The organism is Bifidobacterium sp. wkB338 (assembly GCF_003688325.1).
Classification (GTDB): Bacteria; Actinomycetota; Actinomycetes; order Actinomycetales; family Bifidobacteriaceae; genus Bombiscardovia; species Bombiscardovia polysaccharolytica.
The window spans coordinates 19201-34573 of sequence record NZ_NPOR01000001.1 but is presented as its reverse complement, the minus strand read 5'-3'; the positions used below and the strand labels follow the sequence as shown (position 1 = coordinate 34573).

Annotated in this window: 14 protein-coding genes; 10 read left to right on the top strand and 4 right to left on the bottom strand. The window is 60.8% G+C overall.

Annotated elements, in window-relative coordinates:
- Positions 1-112 precede the first annotated feature (112 nt).
- Positions 113-1684, bottom strand: a complete 1572-nt coding sequence (locus CI603_RS00150; RefSeq protein ID WP_121912558.1) for an MDR family MFS transporter — start codon at positions 1682-1684, stop codon at positions 113-115.
- A gap of 328 nt (positions 1685-2012) precedes the next feature.
- Between CI603_RS00150 and CI603_RS00145 the strand changes: the two genes are divergently transcribed.
- The 5 genes from CI603_RS00145 to CI603_RS00125 all read left to right on the top strand — a co-directional run bounded on the left by CI603_RS00145 (position 2013) and on the right by CI603_RS00125 (position 6954).
- Positions 2013-3161, top strand: coding sequence for a phosphate ABC transporter substrate-binding protein PstS (locus tag CI603_RS00145; RefSeq protein ID WP_121912557.1), 1149 nt, complete (start codon positions 2013-2015; stop codon positions 3159-3161).
- Positions 3158-4111: a phosphate ABC transporter permease subunit PstC gene (gene pstC, locus CI603_RS00140; protein WP_121912556.1), complete on the top strand. Its 954-nt coding sequence runs from the start codon at positions 3158-3160 to the stop codon at positions 4109-4111. The genes CI603_RS00145 and pstC overlap by 4 nt, the downstream gene beginning before the upstream one ends.
- Positions 4108-5088 (top strand): phosphate ABC transporter permease PstA, encoded by a 981-nt coding sequence (gene pstA, locus CI603_RS00135; RefSeq protein WP_121912555.1) that lies wholly within the window; start codon positions 4108-4110, stop codon positions 5086-5088. The genes pstC and pstA overlap by 4 nt, the downstream gene beginning before the upstream one ends.
- A gap of 31 nt (positions 5089-5119) precedes the next feature.
- The gene (gene pstB, locus CI603_RS00130) at positions 5120-5899 is read left to right on the top strand and encodes a phosphate ABC transporter ATP-binding protein PstB (protein ID WP_015021411.1); all 780 of its coding nucleotides are present in this window, start codon (positions 5120-5122) and stop codon (positions 5897-5899) included.
- A 68-nt stretch (positions 5900-5967) separates the two neighbouring features.
- Positions 5968-6954 carry an AEC family transporter gene (locus CI603_RS00125; protein ID WP_121912554.1) on the top strand — a complete coding sequence of 329 codons (987 nt, stop codon included), beginning with the start codon at positions 5968-5970 and terminating at the stop codon, positions 6952-6954.
- Between the two features lie 4 nt (positions 6955-6958).
- On the opposite strand, the gene CI603_RS00120 is transcribed toward CI603_RS00125, so the two are convergent.
- Positions 6959-7174, bottom strand: a complete 216-nt coding sequence (locus CI603_RS00120; RefSeq protein ID WP_121912553.1) for a hypothetical protein — start codon at positions 7172-7174, stop codon at positions 6959-6961.
- A 220-nt stretch (positions 7175-7394) separates the two neighbouring features.
- Here CI603_RS00120 and CI603_RS00115 point away from each other — a divergent pair, with 220 nt between their 5' ends.
- On the top strand, positions 7395-8795 hold the full coding sequence (locus CI603_RS00115) for an NCS2 family permease (protein ID WP_046322514.1): 1401 nt from the start codon (positions 7395-7397) through the stop codon (positions 8793-8795).
- A gap of 649 nt (positions 8796-9444) precedes the next feature.
- Here CI603_RS00115 and CI603_RS00110 read toward each other — a convergent pair.
- The gene (locus CI603_RS00110) at positions 9445-10452 is read right to left on the bottom strand and encodes a G5 domain-containing protein (RefSeq protein WP_121912552.1); all 1008 of its coding nucleotides are present in this window, start codon (positions 10450-10452) and stop codon (positions 9445-9447) included.
- A gap of 149 nt (positions 10453-10601) precedes the next feature.
- On the bottom strand, positions 10602-10946 hold the full coding sequence (gene trxA / locus CI603_RS00105; RefSeq protein ID WP_110412466.1) for a thioredoxin: 345 nt from the start codon (positions 10944-10946) through the stop codon (positions 10602-10604).
- A gap of 171 nt (positions 10947-11117) precedes the next feature.
- On the opposite strand from trxA, the gene CI603_RS00100 reads away from it, so the two are divergent.
- The 4 genes from CI603_RS00100 (at position 11118) to CI603_RS00085 (ending at position 15347) form a co-directional block, all read left to right on the top strand.
- Positions 11118-11747, top strand: a complete 630-nt coding sequence (locus tag CI603_RS00100; RefSeq protein WP_121912630.1) for an NUDIX hydrolase family protein — start codon at positions 11118-11120, stop codon at positions 11745-11747.
- 23 nt (positions 11748-11770) lie between these two features.
- Positions 11771-12628 (top strand): alpha/beta fold hydrolase, encoded by an 858-nt coding sequence (locus CI603_RS00095; RefSeq protein ID WP_183122165.1) that lies wholly within the window; start codon positions 11771-11773, stop codon positions 12626-12628.
- Positions 12625-13662 (top strand): NAD(+) diphosphatase, encoded by a 1038-nt coding sequence (nudC, locus tag CI603_RS00090; RefSeq protein ID WP_121912550.1) that lies wholly within the window; start codon positions 12625-12627, stop codon positions 13660-13662. The genes CI603_RS00095 and nudC overlap by 4 nt, the downstream gene beginning before the upstream one ends.
- Before the next feature lie 86 nt (positions 13663-13748).
- On the top strand, positions 13749-15347 hold the full coding sequence (locus CI603_RS00085) for a L,D-transpeptidase (protein ID WP_183122164.1): 1599 nt from the start codon (positions 13749-13751) through the stop codon (positions 15345-15347).
- Positions 15348-15373: the final 26 nt, after the last annotated feature.

Genomic DNA, 15373 nt, shown 5'->3' with positions numbered 1-15373 from the left:
GACTGACAACTGGCATTTTCAATTGACATTTTGTATTACCAGGCTGTCTATCTTGCAGCTTGCGATGGATCTGCCCAGATCCAGCAGGTGCCGGAGGAAGACTGTCCTGTAATCAGTCCTGGGTTTTGGTGTCGGCGGTGGAGGCTGTGACGGCAGGGGCTTCGGTGTGGATGATGTGCATGTGGCGCAGGAGCATGCGGGTCATCTGACGGCCGGAGCCAGCACCGTTTCCACGAACGCCGAAGTAGACCAGCAGGACCATGCCCAGGCAGATCAGTGCTGAAATGCGCAGGGCCCACTGCACGCCGAAGATGTTGGATGCGATCTGGGTGGAGTGGCCGCCGCCCAGAGCATTGTGGCGCAGGGTGGTGATGGTCTCCATGAGGATGACCAGGATGGGGGCTCCAACAGCGCCGGCGATCTGCCGGGCCGTGTTGGTGACGGCCGAACCCGCAGAAACATCCTTGGGAGCCAGGTTGTTCAGGGACCAGGTGGTCAAGGGCATCAGGGTGAAGCCCATGCCGATCTGACGGATGAACTGGCAGATGGAGACCAGGCCGATCCAGGTATTGGCGCTGATCATGCTCATGGCGATGGTGCCCAGCAGCAGGACCGAGCAACCGGTCATGGCCACGGGTCGTGCACCCCAGCGGTCCAGCAGCCGGCCGCCGAAGAACTGGGCGATAGCGGTGCCGATGGCCCCTGGAAGCATGACCAGACCGCTCATGGTGGCCGAGAAGCCGCGATCCGTCTGGATATACATGGGCAGGATGACGGTGACCGAGCTGAAGGCGAAGAAGGACATGGATGCGATGATGGTGCCCACGGTGAAGTTCTTGATCCGCAGCACATGCAGATCCAGCAGGGGCTTGTCGTGGTGGAGCTGGCGAAGCACGAACCAGATGATCCCGATTAGGCCGACCAGCATGAAGGGCCAGGTCATGAGGGAAGTGATGGGGAAGTTCTCGATGTTGGTGAAGCCGAACATAAGGCCACCGAATCCGAAGATGGACAGGGCCACCGAGAAGAAGTCCGCCTTGACGCTGGTATCGCGCTGGCCGAAGTTGCGCAGGCCGAAGATGGACAGGAGCAGAGCCACAGCTCCGCAGATGCTCAGCGTCAGGAAGATGGAGCGCCAGCCGTTGGCGTCCGTCTGCCAGCCGCCCAAGGTGGGGCCGATGGCCGGAGCCACGCTCATGGCCAGGCCCACGGTGCCCATGGCCATGCCGCGCTTGGCCAGCGGGTAGATGGAGAAGACGGTGATTTGCAGAACGGGCCACATGGTTCCCGTGCCTATGGCCTCAAGGATACGGCCCAGCAGGACCAGGGCGAAGGTCTGCGACTGCCAGCTCAGCAGCGACCCCAGGGTGAAGACGGCCATGGAGGTAATGACGATCTGCCTGGTGGAGAAGCGCTTGGTCAGAAAACCGGTCAACGGCACCATGACGCCCATGACCAGCTGGAATACCGAGGTCAGCCACTGGCCGGTGGTCAGGGTGATGTGGAACTCGTCCACAATGGTGGGCAGGGCCGAAGCCAGCTGCAGCTGGGTGAAGTTGCCCAGGAAGGTGATGACGGTCAGGATGGCCAGCGAAAGGAAGGCCTCATGGGTGAGCCTTCCATTGACGAAGGCTCCATCCTTGCTGAGGGTCCGCCCTTGCTTGGCGAGCTCCTGCTTCCTCATGCACCACCACTTCCTTCGGTTTGGTCCTCACTGCGCATACCGCTCCCTGCGGTGCCGTCCTAGAAAGCAAATCAGGGCATACCGATACCGGTGACACTAAGAAAAGAACAAGAGAGCTAAGCGTCTGACAATGACCTTATAATATACCCGGCTGTGGATTGAGATTGGGTTTTTCCACATGGCTGACGCGGATGTGGCGACCTTGTCCGGCGGTCAGCGTTTCCAGTATGCTGTGTGAGGCGAGCTTCGGTAATGTGAATACGGAAGGGTCCAACACGGGCTGATGAGGACGGACGTTCGAAATGCAACGGCGGTCAAGGTAGGTAGCATGCACGCACATGATCATGGTCGTGGCAGATTCCCGGCCCTCCTCATGTCCTTGGCAATGATGATTTCCCTGGCGGCCTGCGGCGACAATGTCCCCGTCGAAGGCAGCGGAACAGGCAATATGGCAGATCAAGCCCTCTTCCAGGGCGAGTTTGCCGGATCTGGCGCATCCTCCCAGCAGAGCGCTGACGAGGCCTGGATAGCCGGCTTCCGCAAGCAGCATCCGGGGGCGCGCATTTCTTACGATCCGGCCGGTTCCGGTGCTGGGGTCAACGCCTTCCTGTCAGGTTCAACCATCTGGGCTGGCACCGATGCGCCGCTGACCAGCGATCAGCTTGAGCGCTCGCGTAAGGTTTGCGGTTCCGGCACGGCCTTTGACCTACCCGTTTACGCCACCCCGATAGCTGTGGCATACAATCTGCCTGATTTGTGGCCCAAGGGTTCAGATGCCCATCTGCGGATGGACCCGGCTCTGATTGCCATGATCTTCTCCGGAAAGGTCACCAACTGGCGTGATCCGCGCATCGTAGCGCTCAATCCGGAGGCCAATTTGCCCGACTTGGACATCACCGTGATTCATCGTTCGGACAAGTCGGGCACCACGAAAAGCTTCCTGTCCTACCTGCACGACACGGCCGGGTCCGCCTGGCCTTACCCAGCGGGTGAGAATTGGCCCAACGACCTGGGGCAGGGCGCCAAGGGCACTGCCGGAGTGGTCATGACCATGAACCAGGCACAGGGTACCTTTGGCTATGCTGACGCGGCCCAGACCACCGGTTTAGGCACCGTGGCCGTCCAGGTGGGGAAGACCTGGCAGCCGCCTACAGCCAAGACCGTGGCCAACCTGCTGGATGCGGCCCAGCGGGATCCTCAGGCCAGTCAGCCTGGCAGGGTGGTCCTGACCGTGAACCACCGCACCACCCAGGAGCACACCTATCCCATCGTTCTGGTCTCCTACGACGTGGTATGTGCTGTCTATCGAGATGATCGGGACGGATCCAAGGCCCAGTTCGCCAAGGCCTGGCTAACCTATCTGCTGAGCGAGCAGGGTCAGCGCATGGCCGCGGCCAATGCGGGCAGCGCCGAGCTGGGGCAGGGGCTGCGCAGCCAGGCCATGGCCTCGGTAGAGACCATCGGGGGGAAGTCATGAGCGACAAGCCGGACGAGACCGCAACCCTGAACAAGGCCAAGCGGGTGGATCGGATCTTCAAGGCCTGCGCTACAGGGGCGGGCGTCCTGATCCTACTGGCCCTGGCTGCGGTCACCCTCTTTCTGATTCTGCGCGCTTTTCCAGCCTTCACCGGAGACCCTGATTCCCGCACTCAGGCCATAATTTCCCTGAGCGGTGGACGGGCGAGCAGCTTCCTGGGCTATGTGGGCCCGCTAGTTTTCGGCACCATTCTGATTGCCGGCCTGGCCTTGCTCTTGGCCTTCCCCGTCTCGCTGGGCATTGCTCTCTTCATCGGTTACTACGCCCCCACCCGCCTGTCCACGCTGCTCAGCACGGTGATCGACCTGCTGGCCGCTGTGCCCTCAGTGATCTACGGGCTCTGGGGGGCTCTGGTCCTGGTTCCCAATATCACTGGTTTCTGGCGCTGGCTGTCTGTCCATTTGGGATGGATTCCCCTCTTTTCCGGACCCGTTGCTGCCCCGGCCCGGTCCGTGGCCACGGTGGCCCTGGTGTTGGCGGTCATGATCCTGCCCATCATCACCTCGGTCACCCGTGACATCCTGATCCAGGCCCCTCGACTGCAGCAGGAGGCCGCCTTGGCCCTGGGCGCCACCAAGTGGGAGATGATCCGGCTTGCGGTCCTGCCCTTCGGCCGCTCGGGCATCATTTCGGCCTCCATGCTGGGGCTGGGGCGCGCCCTGGGCGAGACCATGGCGGTGCTGATGATCCTCTCGCCAGGCTTCAGCTACTCCCTGCGGCTGCTGCAGGCTTCAAAAAGCCAGACCATCGCCGCCAACATCGCTGCCCAGTTCCCCGAGGCGGACTCCCAGGGCGTGGCCCTCCTGGTGGCCACCGGTCTGGTCCTCTTCATCATCACCTTCATCGTCAACTATCTGGCGCGCAGGATCACAGCAAAGGCGGGTGCATGATGGCAAGCCGAACTGATCGCGGGCCGGTCATCGATTTTGACCGCTTCAGACCAACCAGGTCCTCCATCCGGGCACGCAAGCGCAAGGACCGGCTGATGACCGTCCTGATCGGGCTCTCCTTCCTGGTCGCCCTGATCCCGCTGGTCTCGGTGCTCTGGGTCAGCCTGTCCAAGGGGGTGCGACGGCTGACGCCTGACTTCCTCACCCACAACATGAGCGGGGTGGTGGGCGGCAACCCCACGCCGTCCGGAGGCTACGGCGGCATCCTGCATGCGGTAATCGGCACCCTGGAGATCACCTTTGGGTCCATGGTCATATCCATTCCGGTGGGTGTCATGTGCGCGGTTTATCTGGTCGAATACGCCCATGGAGGCCGCCTGGCTAAGGCCATCGGTCTCATGGTGGACGTGATGAGCGGGATTCCCTCCATCGTGGCTGGTCTCTTCGCCTTCTCCATGTTCGCCATGGTGGTCGGACCGGGCACTGTCAACGGCCTGGCCGGTTCGGTGGCCCTATCCCTGCTCATGCTGCCCACGGTGGTCAAGACCTCCGAGGATATGTTGGCCGTGGTTCCCAACGACCTGCGAGAGGCGGCCTATGCCCTGGGGGTGACCAAGCAGCGGACTATCACCAGTATCGTTCTGCGCACTGCCCTGCCTGGCATCGTCTCGGGCACCATCCTGGCTGTGGCACGGGTCATCGGGGAGACGGCGCCTCTGCTGATAGCCTCGGGCTTCATCGCCACTGCCAACCCCAACCTCTTCTCCGGGAGGATGACCACCCTGCCGGTCTTCGTCTACAACGAGTATTCCCAGGGACTGGCCGTCTGCGGGCCGGGCGCTGACCCGGGATGCCTGACCGACATCCACATGCAGCGGGCCTGGGCTGCGGCCTTGGTGCTTATCCTTATCGTCCTGCTGCTCAACCTGCTGGGGCGGCTGGTCTCGCGCATCTTTGCTGTTGGGCGGACGCGTTGAGCGCCGCCATGAGAGAAACGGAGGCCGGAACATGGGCCAACGCATAGACATCAACCATCTGAACGTCTACTACGGCGATTTCCTGGCCGTCCAGGACGTGAACATGCGCATCCAGGCCAACAAGGTCACCGCCTTCATCGGTCCCTCCGGCTGCGGCAAGTCCACGGTCCTGCGCACCTTGGACCGCATGCACGAGATCACCCCGGGTGCGCATGTGAGCGGGCAGGTGCTGCTGGAAGGCCGCGACCTCTACGGGCCGGATGTGGATCCGGTCGAGGTGCGCAGGGACGTGGGCATGGTTTTCCAGAGGGCCAATCCCTTCCCGACCATGTCCATCCGGGAGAACGTCCTGGCCGGCATACGGCTCAACAAGAAGCACATCGCCAAGTCCGACGCGGACGATTTGGTGGAGTGGGCCCTGCGCGGGGCCAATCTTTGGAACGAGGTCAAAGATCGCTTGGACAAGCCGGGCATCGGGCTCTCAGGCGGTCAGCAGCAACGGCTCTGCATTGCCCGTGCCGTGGCCGTGCACCCGCAGGTCCTGCTCATGGACGAACCCTGCTCGGCTCTGGATCCCATCTCCACCCTGGCTGTGGAGGATCTGATCAACGAGCTCAAAAGGGACTACACCATCGTCATCGTCACCCATAACATGCAGCAGGCTGCCAGGGTCTCGGACTATACAGCCTTCTTCAACCTCAAAGCCGTGGGTCAGCCCGGCCACCTGGTGGAGATGGATGACACCACCACCATCTTCTCCAATCCGCACGAGCAGGACACCGAGCGCTACATCTCCGGCCGCTTCGGCTGAGACAGAACCGGTCCGCGCGCCCGCCCGTCAGGTATCATGGTCCCGGCATCCACGGAAGGAGCGAGGGCATGGGAGTATTGCTGGAACCGGCCACCCTCTTGGGCATCATCCTGGTGGGTTACCTGTTCAAGCGTTTTGGCCTCTTTCGTCCGCTGGACTACCGGGTGCTGCAGACCGCTGTGTTCGATCTGGTCCTGCCCGGTGCCATCATCTACTCCTTCGCCACCAACCCCCACAATCCGAGTCTGCTTCTGGTCTCGGCCTTCGCTTTCATCGCCTCGCTGATTCCGCCCCTGGCCATCTTTCTGACCAGCAGGCACCGTCCTACAGCCCAGCGGGCTTTTCTTATGCTCAACGGCTCGGGTTTCAACATCGGATGCTTCTGCTTCCCCATGCTTCAATCACTGCTTGGCACGGCGGCCCTGGTGCCCGCCGCCATGTTCGACATCGGCAACTCGGTCATGGTCGCTGCAGGGACCAATGTCATGACCCAGGGGCTTCTTCATATTCGACCTGGCCAGTCCCTGGATCCCAATGCAGGCGAGCCGGTCAAGCTGGATGACCCTGATGCCCGCAAACTCCATCGCAAGGCCGCAGCCATCTCAATAGCCAAGGGCTTCCTGAGCTCGCCCTCCTTCGACACCTACATGGTCATGGTGGTCTTCATGCTGGCCGGGATTTCGCTGCCAGGCTGGTCAGCCCAGATCACCCGTCCATTCTCGGCGGCGAACGCCTTCTGCTCCATGCTTATGGTGGGCATGCTCATGGACTTGCCTGGCGGACGGGATGATGTCAAGTCCGTATTGCAGATTCTGGCCTGGCGACTGCCCTTCGGCATCCTGTTCGCGACGGCCGCATGGTATCTGCTCCCCTTCGAACCGTTGATCCGTCAGGCGGTGGCCTTGTGTTGCCTGGCTCCGACGGCGGTTTTCGCCACCATGTTCACTGACAAGGTCCTTGGCAACGCCCGACTGGCGGGATTCACCCTGGCCCTGACTGCGGTGATCGGTGCGGTGCTCATGGTCTTGGCGCATCTGCTGATGGGCGCCCTCTGAGGATTCAGTCCTTCTTGTTGGTTTTCTTATCGTTCTCGCCCTGGTCGCGGCGCTCCTGCTCCTGACGCAGGGTGCGGCCCTCGCGGGTGCGCTGCTTGTTGACCGTGGCTGCTGCGATCCGTTCGGCAACGCGCTCATCCTGTCCACGATCGACTTCGCTGTCGTGCACATGCTGATACTGCTTCTGATCGTCCTGGTCCCAATGATTGTTCCTGGGCATATACCCCTCCTTGAAAGCGGTGCATCCGTCAGCCCATCCCCGTCAATGAGGACGGCTTCAGGGCCGTGCCGGTATGCCGATTATAAGTTAGCGGAAGGTGTTGAGGTGGTATTGGAGCCTGATAGAAGGTTGGCAGCAGGGGGCTTGTAACAGAAAAAGCCGAGTGCTCGTGATATTCTTTCCTTGTCTCATCGCCAAATAAGACAATAAGGAATCGAATATGCATAAGCTATTTCGGCTTTCGGATAATAATACCACAGTCTCTACGGAAGTGGTAGCAGGCATCACCACCTTCTTCGCCATGGCCTACATCATCGTGGTGAATCCCTCGGTGCTCTCCACGGCAGGCATGCCCTGGGGTGCCGTCTTTCTCGCCACCCTGATCGCTGCCATCATCGGCACCCTGATCATGGGTCTGGTGGCCAATGTGCCCTACGGTGTGGCGCCAGGTGTCGGGCTGGACGCCTTCTTCACCTTCACCGTGGTCAAGGGGCTGGGCTTCACCTGGCAGCAGACCATGTGCATGGTCTTCCTGTGCGGCCTGATCAACATCCTGGTCACGGCAACCAAGCTGCGCAAGATGATCATCCAGGCCATTCCGCCCCTGCTTCAGCACGCCATCGGCGGCGGCATCGGAGTCTTCATCGCCTATGTGGGTCTGCTCAATGTGGGCATCATCAAGTTCACACCCGACAAGACCTCGGCAGCAGGTGCCAACCCTGGACTGACCACCTTCAACACACCAGGAGTCATCCTCTTCGTCATTGGCTTGTTGCTGACCGTCTTCCTCCTGATCTTCAAGTTCAAGGGTCATTTGGGCTTCATCAACAAAGGCGCCTTTGTCATCGCCATCATCGCGGTCACGCTGCTGGGCATTCCCATGGGGGTCACCAGCATGGCCAAGTCGGTCGATCTGGGCCAGGCCTGGTCGCAGCTGCCGCAGACCTTTCTGGCCATTTTCAGTCCTGAGGGCTTCCCTGCTCTCTTCTCTGACCCGGCCAAGTTGCCAGTGGTTCTGGTGACCATCTTCGCCTTCTCCCTTTCGGACACCTTCGACACCATCGGTACCTTTGTGGGCACGGGCCGGCGTTCAGGCATCTTCTCAGCCGAGGATGAGCAGGCTCTGGAGACGGGGCGTGGCTTCAGCTCCAAGATGGACAAGGCCTTGTTTGCCGACGCGACGGCAACCTCCATCGGCGCTCTCTTCGGCACCTCCAATACCACCACATACGTAGAGTCCGCAGCAGGCATCGCAGCCGGTGGCCGAACCGGACTGACCTCGGTGGTCATCGCCGCCTGCTTTGCACTCAGCGCCGTCTTCGCTCCGCTGATTTCGGCTGTGCCATCGGCGGCCACCGCACCTGTTCTGGTCATTGTGGGCTGCATGATGATGAGCTCCTTCGCCGAGATTGAGTGGGGCGAACTGTCTGAGGCCATTCCGGCCTTCTTCACGGCCATCTTCATGGGCTTTGCCTACTCCATCTCCTATGGCGTGGCCGCCGGTTTCATTACCTACTGCCTGACCATGGTCTGCAAGCGCAAGGGCAAGGAGGTCCACCCCATCATCTGGGCGGTCTCGGCCCTCTTCATCCTGGACTTCGTGCTTCAGGCTGTCCTCTAGAACAAGGTTTTCGAATTCCAGGTCTATCCAAGTTGTGCAGGATTCGGTCTTGGCGAGCTGCTGGCTAGGGGAGACTGAGAGAAAATACACAACAAAGCAGTAGGGCCTCGCCGCATGTGTAGTGGCGAGGCCCTACTGGTCCGTGATCTGGTTGAGCGGCTTCAACTGGCAATCCTGTTATAAAGCAAGCTGATATCCCTCGTCCCGTTCCCCCCCCCCCTGAAAAGGTGGGAGCCAGGATGGATTAAGGGGGGGGGGATATAGCGCCATTTTTATGGGTTGCGAAGTCACATTGAGCTTCAAAATGGTGTCTCGGTTTTCTCGGCGCGGGCCTAACGGCTGGTGCGAGGACAGTCCCGTTTCTGCTCCGAAGACGACAAAAAGATACCCGGTTGATAGGAGGCATCTTGACAAGGGAGCGAATGATCTGCGTCGCATGGCCGACCAAGGGTTCTGGTTTAATAAATCCTGGTTGTTGTCTACCATACTGCTGATTTTGTGGTGAGCAAACATTGCGCTCAAGTCCAAAACGGATAATCAAAATGACGGGATGATTGGTGGCCCTGTATAGATTGCCCTATATAGAAAATCCCCGGCAGACTATGAGAAGTCTGTCGGGGATTCCTGGTTCAGGTGGTAGGAAAATGGATCAGTACCAGTTGGATGCCTGGGATTGAGCCCAAGCACCACAGGGAGTCCCATAACGGCCCTGGATATAGCCCAGGCCCCAAACAATCTGGGTATGAGCATCGGTCTGCCAGTTGGGACCGGCCGAGGCCATCTTGCTGCCGGGCAATGCCTGAGGAATGCCATAAGCGCCTGATGGGTTGGATGCGTTGGTTCGCCAGCCGGACTCCTTATTCCACAGCTGCACCAGGCAGGTGAACTGGTCTTCTCCCCAGCCGCGGGAGGTGACCAGACCGTGGGCGATGCTTTGGGCTTCGCCCACAGGGACCGTAGTGGTGGTCGAGCCGGCCTGTGCGGGGGTGCCACCGCCGGTGCCCACCAGGACCACCTTGTCGACGGGGACCGTCTTGACGAAGGAGGCGAAGATGTTGCTGGTCAGATGCTTGTTGCCGGCTGCGGTGACCAGGCTGGTGGTCTCCATGACTCCGTTCTGTCCCTCCGTTTTGACCTTGGTGGTCCCCGCCGGGAGGGAGTCGGTCTTCTCTTCAATGGTGTTGAAGGGGATGGGCGACTCGTCCGTTTTGACCTGGGCGCCGGCCCGGTCGATACGGATGACGGTCTTCTCATCGACACGAGTGGTCAGAGAGGGTGTGATCTGGTCTCCAGGCTGCAGAGTGATGTCCCCGGCCTCCAGCACGGATTTGACGTCGGTGAAGCCAGTGCCCAGGACTACCTTGTTCTTCCCGTTGATCTGCACACTCACATAGGAGGTGTTCGCGTTAGCACCGCCCGCACCGTTGCGGATGGCCTGCCTGGTGCTGCCGCGGGACACCGTGTTTACATCTTGAGTGGCTGAATAGGATGTCACGCCTGACTTGGCCGAGTTTTCAGTGGATGTGTAGAAGTCGCGCGAGACGAAGCCTGCGCCAACGACCATGCCGAGAACAGTGACACCGGCAGCCAACCGCAGCCACTGACGCTTGGTCAGAGCCTTGACCGCACTCATCCGTCCTCTACGGTGGTTCGCCATTACTCTCCTCTGTTGGACCGACAGATCCTCAGTGATCAGTCGACTTAACGCTTCCTATCGACCTCATGCTTCCGGTAAGACCGAAAGGGTCACTGGACAAACACATCACTACTTTAGTGCAAATCGGCCGTGGAGCCAACTCGACCGACTCAGGCCTGTGCCGGGGTTGACAGATCGGCCTTGCGTGCCTGGTCGATCAGGTCGTCCAGATCCGAAGACCTGAGCGCACCGGCCTGCTTGAAGATAATCTGGCCCTGCTTGGTGATCATCAGCGTGGGCACCGCTTGGATGTCGGCAGCTGCAGCCAGATCCTGGTTCTGGTCGATGTCCACCTTGCCGAAGACGATGTCGGAGTTGGCCTGCGAAGCCTTCTCGAAGATAGGCCCGAAGGCCTTGCAGGGTCCGCACCAGGTGGCCCAGAAGTCAATCAGCACCAGGTCGTTGTCCTTGATGGTTTGCTCGAAGTTTTCCGAAGTAATAGTCGTGGTGGCCATGATAACGCTCCTTGAAGTCGTTTGACTGTCGCGCGGGAAGCTCCCGTGCTTAGCAACCGCTTTCAATCATCAGCATTCCATCAAGGCTGGAGAAAGCGCACGAATATGCTCTGGGTGGAGATGTCCGCCGGGGTCCCGTGGGCGGTCAAGCCTGGTGCGGATAATGGAGCCATGCCAGTGCTGAACGACGAGATTCCCGATGATGACGACTTCGATGCCAATCGCGACCGTGGCGCCTTCTCACATATCACCCCAGAGGACTTCAATCGGGGTTTTTCGGGCTCGAATCCCCCCGGATGGCTGGATCGTGACTCCATCGACCGTGCTCGGCGCTGCCTGCCCATGCCCTATGTGGAGGTAGTTCCGGTTCGTGTGGATGACATGAGTGCAGTCACACAGGTGGGTACGCTTCTGCGCGTGGATGATCAGGGCAATATCGAGCGCACCCTGATAACCGGACGGATTCTCTATCACGAGACCATCAGAGAGGCTCTGGCCAGAAACATCGCCAAGGATCTTGGACAGCTGGCTTTGCCCATGCTGCCTGCCAGCCCCCAGCCCTTCACCGTGGCTGAGTTTTTCCCCACGCCAGGGGTTTCGGAGTACTACGATCCGCGCCAGCATGCCATCGCGCTGTGCTATCTGGTGCCGGTGGCCGGGGACTGTAAGCCCCAGGACGAGACCCTGGATGTGGAGTGGATCGATCCCAAAGGGGACATGCTGGAGTCCTTCATGAGCCAGATGCCCGGCGGGCATGGCAAGGTGCTGATGAGCGCCCTGACATGGGCTGGTGCACTGTGAATCGCGAATCCTTGGAGGCGGGCATGACCATTGCCAATACCGTATATCGTCATGGGAAGGGGCTGCCGCTGGTCCTGGTCCATGCTTTCCCTGTGGACCACCGCATGTGGGATCGGTGCGCGGCCTCGCTGATTGCGCAGGCAGATCGTGCGGGTATAGAGCCCTTTCCGGTCTATGCGCCAGATATGCCAGGAGCAGGCGATTGCCCTCTGCCTGGGCCGACTTCCTGTGGTCCGGAAGATTCTGATGGCGCCCTTCCTGGTGCATTGGATGCCATGGCTCAAGCCTTTGTGGACATGATTGCCGCCACGGGAGCGCAGAAGGCCATCTGGGTCGGACTTTCCATGGGAGGCTATCTGGTCGAGGCCGTAGCCAGGCTTTATCCGCGGATGGTGGCCGGGCTGGCCTTATGTGACACCACCATGATGGCTGACCGTCCGGCCTCCCGTGCCAACCGGCTGCGGATCGCCCGAACCTGTGAGGTGGAGGGGACGCTTGATCCGGTCATGCATTTCGCCAGGCCCCAGGAAGGCGATTCCACGGTCAAGTGTTCGCCCGCCTTCGTGCAGACCATGACCGAATGGATACAGTCCCAGGATCCCCGGGGTATTGCCTGGCGGGAGCGGATGGCTGCAGGCCGTCCGGATCAGAGCGATCTGGCCGGCCGCATCAGAGTGCCCGTGGCCCTGGTCAGCGGCCGCTGCGATCCCTCCAGCTCCCCAAGCACCATGGAGCCGTTGGCTCAGACCATGCGTCAGGCTGGAACCGATGTCACTTTCACTGCCATCGAAGACTGCGGCCACTTCAGCGCCGTCGAGCATCCGGATCAGGTGGCCGCCGCCCTGCTGGACCTGGTTCGTCGCGTGGGGGGACAGTCATGAGCGATTCCGGGACGGTCTTCTCCCCGCTGGCACTTACTGGACCCCTGTCCTTCCTGCCCTTGGCTCAGGGGGATGTGGATTATGACACGGCGTCTCGGCAGCAGCCCGGGCTGCTTGACCACCTGCTGGACCAGGACGGCACTGGGGTCATCCTGGTGCGGGGCGACAGGGTGGCTGTGCCCAGTGGCAAGGGGGTTCTGGCCGGCCGAACTGGGGCCAGCATCCGTCTGGCCACCCTGCCCGCTGCATATTTGCGAGGTCCTTTGGCGGGCTTGACGGACCGGTTCGAGCTGCCCTGCTACTACCTGGGGAAGGCCGACCAACAGGCATGGTTGGCCCTGGATCTGAATCTTGTCTGTGCACATCGGGCTGCCCAAGCCCCCCTTCGTGACCTGGCTCAGGCTGCGGATCAGCGCTTTGACTGGCTTGCCCTGCGTGAGTATGCCCCACATGGCCGTCCGCGTCAGGTGGGCCTGGCAACCTGTGCGGTCGCTCTGTCCATATGGCATGAACGCCAGGCCTTCTGCCCTCGATGTGGTGCACCGGTCCATCCTTGCCAGGCCGGATGGGCTCAGATTTGCCAAGGGAATGCATCAGGGGACAAACACACGCTCTTTCCCCGCATTGAGCCTGCAGTGATCATGGCCGTTGTGGACGGTCGTGATCGGCTTCTGCTCCAGCACAACCGGAAGTGGGCTCCTGGCTTTCGCTCGGTCACTGCAGGATTCGTTGAGGCTGGGGAGAATCTGGAGCATGCAGTCCGACGGGAGACCATGGAAGAGGTGGGCCTGAACCTTGGGGAGATGCGGTACCTTGGCTCCCAGCCCTGGCCCTTCCCCTCATCGCTGATGGTGGCTTTCAGAGCCAGATCCCTGAATACGAATATCCGAGTGGACGGTGAGGAGACCGATGAGGCCAACTGGTTCACACGGGAGGAATTCGGGGCTGCTCTGGCCTCGGGCCGGTTGCGCATACCCCAGGCGGCCAGTGTGGCCAGGTACATGATTGAGCAGTGGTACGGCAGCGAGCTCTGATTCATTGGGGTGGTGTTGCACCCCCGGACCTGGTCTTGCCGTAAGATATTTCAAGGACTGTAAGCAGCGAAAGGTGTGTTATGGCTATGGAGGAGCAAGAAGAGTCCCGTATCTCTGATGTCGACCAGGCTGAAACAGTGACCATGCCGCCGACGATGGGCAACGGGCCTGATCCTGTGGACCTCTTTGCCGACGAGGAAGCAGATCGGGCCTTCGGCGCAGGTGTCAGCCATAAGGCTCCTTCGAGCGGTCATCGGGGACGTACCATCCTGGCTCTGTTGCTTTTGGCTGTGCTGATTCTGGTGGGTTGCTGGTTTGGCGTCCGTGCCTTCTTCCGCGATCGGGTGGCCCCTGGCGTCACCCTGGGAGGGCAGGTCATGATGGGCCGGACCAAGGACCAGGTCAAGCAGATCGTCGATCGACAGGTACGTGACTCCCAGGTGGAGATCAAGGGTGAAGGCACATCCGCCCGGGCAGGGCTGAAGGACCTGGGCGTAAGCGTGGATTCGGATGCCACGGTCACCAAGGTCATGAATGCCAAGGGCTCCGCAGGCCTCTCCCGGCTGAACCCTTTCCACAGCGAGGCTGTGCCGCTGGTGGCCGAGCGGGATCAGCTGACCATGGACAAGTATCTGACTGAACATTTCATCCCCCGCCAGGACCGCTCCGCTCCCTCAACCATCGTTTTCGATCAAGGTGCGCACGCCTTCCGGGCCCAGGAGGGTCGTAGAGGTAAGGCGCCTGAGTTGGGCCGCGTGCAGGATGCCGTCTCCTCCTTGGTGGACAAGCCCGGCAGGCGTCTGGCCGTAGGGATGGTATACAAGGACGTGGCCATGCCCATCAGTCTGGACACCGCCAATAAGGTGGCATCTCAAGCCAACCAACGACTGGCCAAGGATTTGGTCATCAAGGGTGCCGATAATGACCTTATGACGGTCCCGGCTGCCACCGTGGCCACCTGGGTCAAGCCAGTTACCGATCTGGACAAGGGGACCATGGAGCTGGGCTTCGATCGGCAGGCCATCAACCAGTATCTGGACCAGGAGCTGGCCCGGCAACTGAACAGGGATATGGTCACCGCCGTCAATGTCAAGAACACCAAGGGCGATGTGGTGGCCGAGACCACCAAGGGAGTGGACGGTGTACGGGTCAAGGACGTGTCCGCCACTGCAGACTTGGTTGTCAAGGCATTGGAACAGGGCGATACAAACCCGGTACAGGCGAGCGCCGAGATCACACCCCACAAGGAGCAGACCCGTGTGGCCCGCTACGACGTGCCGGACGGCGACATGTGGATTCAGGTCAACCTCAGTGACCAGACCGCCACCGCCTACCACGGCACCACCCAGGTCAAGACCTTCCCCATATGCTCAGGCAAACCCGCTGACGGGAGATGGTCCGACACCGGCACCTTCTTCATTTATCTGCGCTATCCGGTTCAGACCATGCGCGGGGATGGCTACGTCTTGCCCAATATCACATGGGTCTCCTACTACAACGGCGATGAGGGCTTCCACACGGCCAATTGGAACTCTACCGGCATCGCCAAGGGCGACCCTGCCCTATACGGATCCCACGGCTGCATCAACATGTATGAGCAGGACGCCAAGTGGGTCTTTGACAACGCTCCGATCGGGACCATGGTCAAGGTGGTGGGACAGGCTCCGTCGGGTTCGGCCCGCTAGGAGCACTTGCTGCGGCAGACGGCCGA

Excerpts from the sequence above, each read along its gene's own strand:
- pstA (WP_121912555.1), top strand. The coding sequence starts at position 4,108 with ATGATGGCAAGCCGAACTGATCGCGGGCCGGTCATCGATTTTGACCGC.
- pstB (WP_015021411.1), top strand. The coding sequence starts at position 5,120 with ATGGGCCAACGCATAGACATCAACCATCTGAACGTCTACTACGGCGAT.
- CI603_RS00100 (WP_121912630.1), top strand. The coding sequence starts at position 11,118 with ATGCCAGTGCTGAACGACGAGATTCCCGATGATGACGACTTCGATGCC.
- CI603_RS00115 (WP_046322514.1), top strand. The coding sequence starts at position 7,395 with ATGCATAAGCTATTTCGGCTTTCGGATAATAATACCACAGTCTCTACG.
- CI603_RS00110 (WP_121912552.1), bottom strand. The coding sequence starts at position 10,452 with ATGGCGAACCACCGTAGAGGACGGATGAGTGCGGTCAAGGCTCTGACC.
- CI603_RS00120 (WP_121912553.1), bottom strand. The coding sequence starts at position 7,174 with ATGCCCAGGAACAATCATTGGGACCAGGACGATCAGAAGCAGTATCAG.
- CI603_RS00150 (WP_121912558.1), bottom strand. The coding sequence starts at position 1,684 with ATGAGGAAGCAGGAGCTCGCCAAGCAAGGGCGGACCCTCAGCAAGGAT.
- pstC (WP_121912556.1), top strand. The coding sequence starts at position 3,158 with ATGAGCGACAAGCCGGACGAGACCGCAACCCTGAACAAGGCCAAGCGG.
- CI603_RS00125 (WP_121912554.1), top strand. The coding sequence starts at position 5,968 with ATGGGAGTATTGCTGGAACCGGCCACCCTCTTGGGCATCATCCTGGTG.
- CI603_RS00145 (WP_121912557.1), top strand. The coding sequence starts at position 2,013 with ATGCACGCACATGATCATGGTCGTGGCAGATTCCCGGCCCTCCTCATG.
- CI603_RS00095 (WP_183122165.1), top strand. The coding sequence starts at position 11,771 with ATGACCATTGCCAATACCGTATATCGTCATGGGAAGGGGCTGCCGCTG.
- trxA (WP_110412466.1), bottom strand. The coding sequence starts at position 10,946 with ATGGCCACCACGACTATTACTTCGGAAAACTTCGAGCAAACCATCAAG.
- CI603_RS00085 (WP_183122164.1), top strand. The coding sequence starts at position 13,749 with ATGGAGGAGCAAGAAGAGTCCCGTATCTCTGATGTCGACCAGGCTGAA.
- nudC (WP_121912550.1), top strand. The coding sequence starts at position 12,625 with ATGAGCGATTCCGGGACGGTCTTCTCCCCGCTGGCACTTACTGGACCC.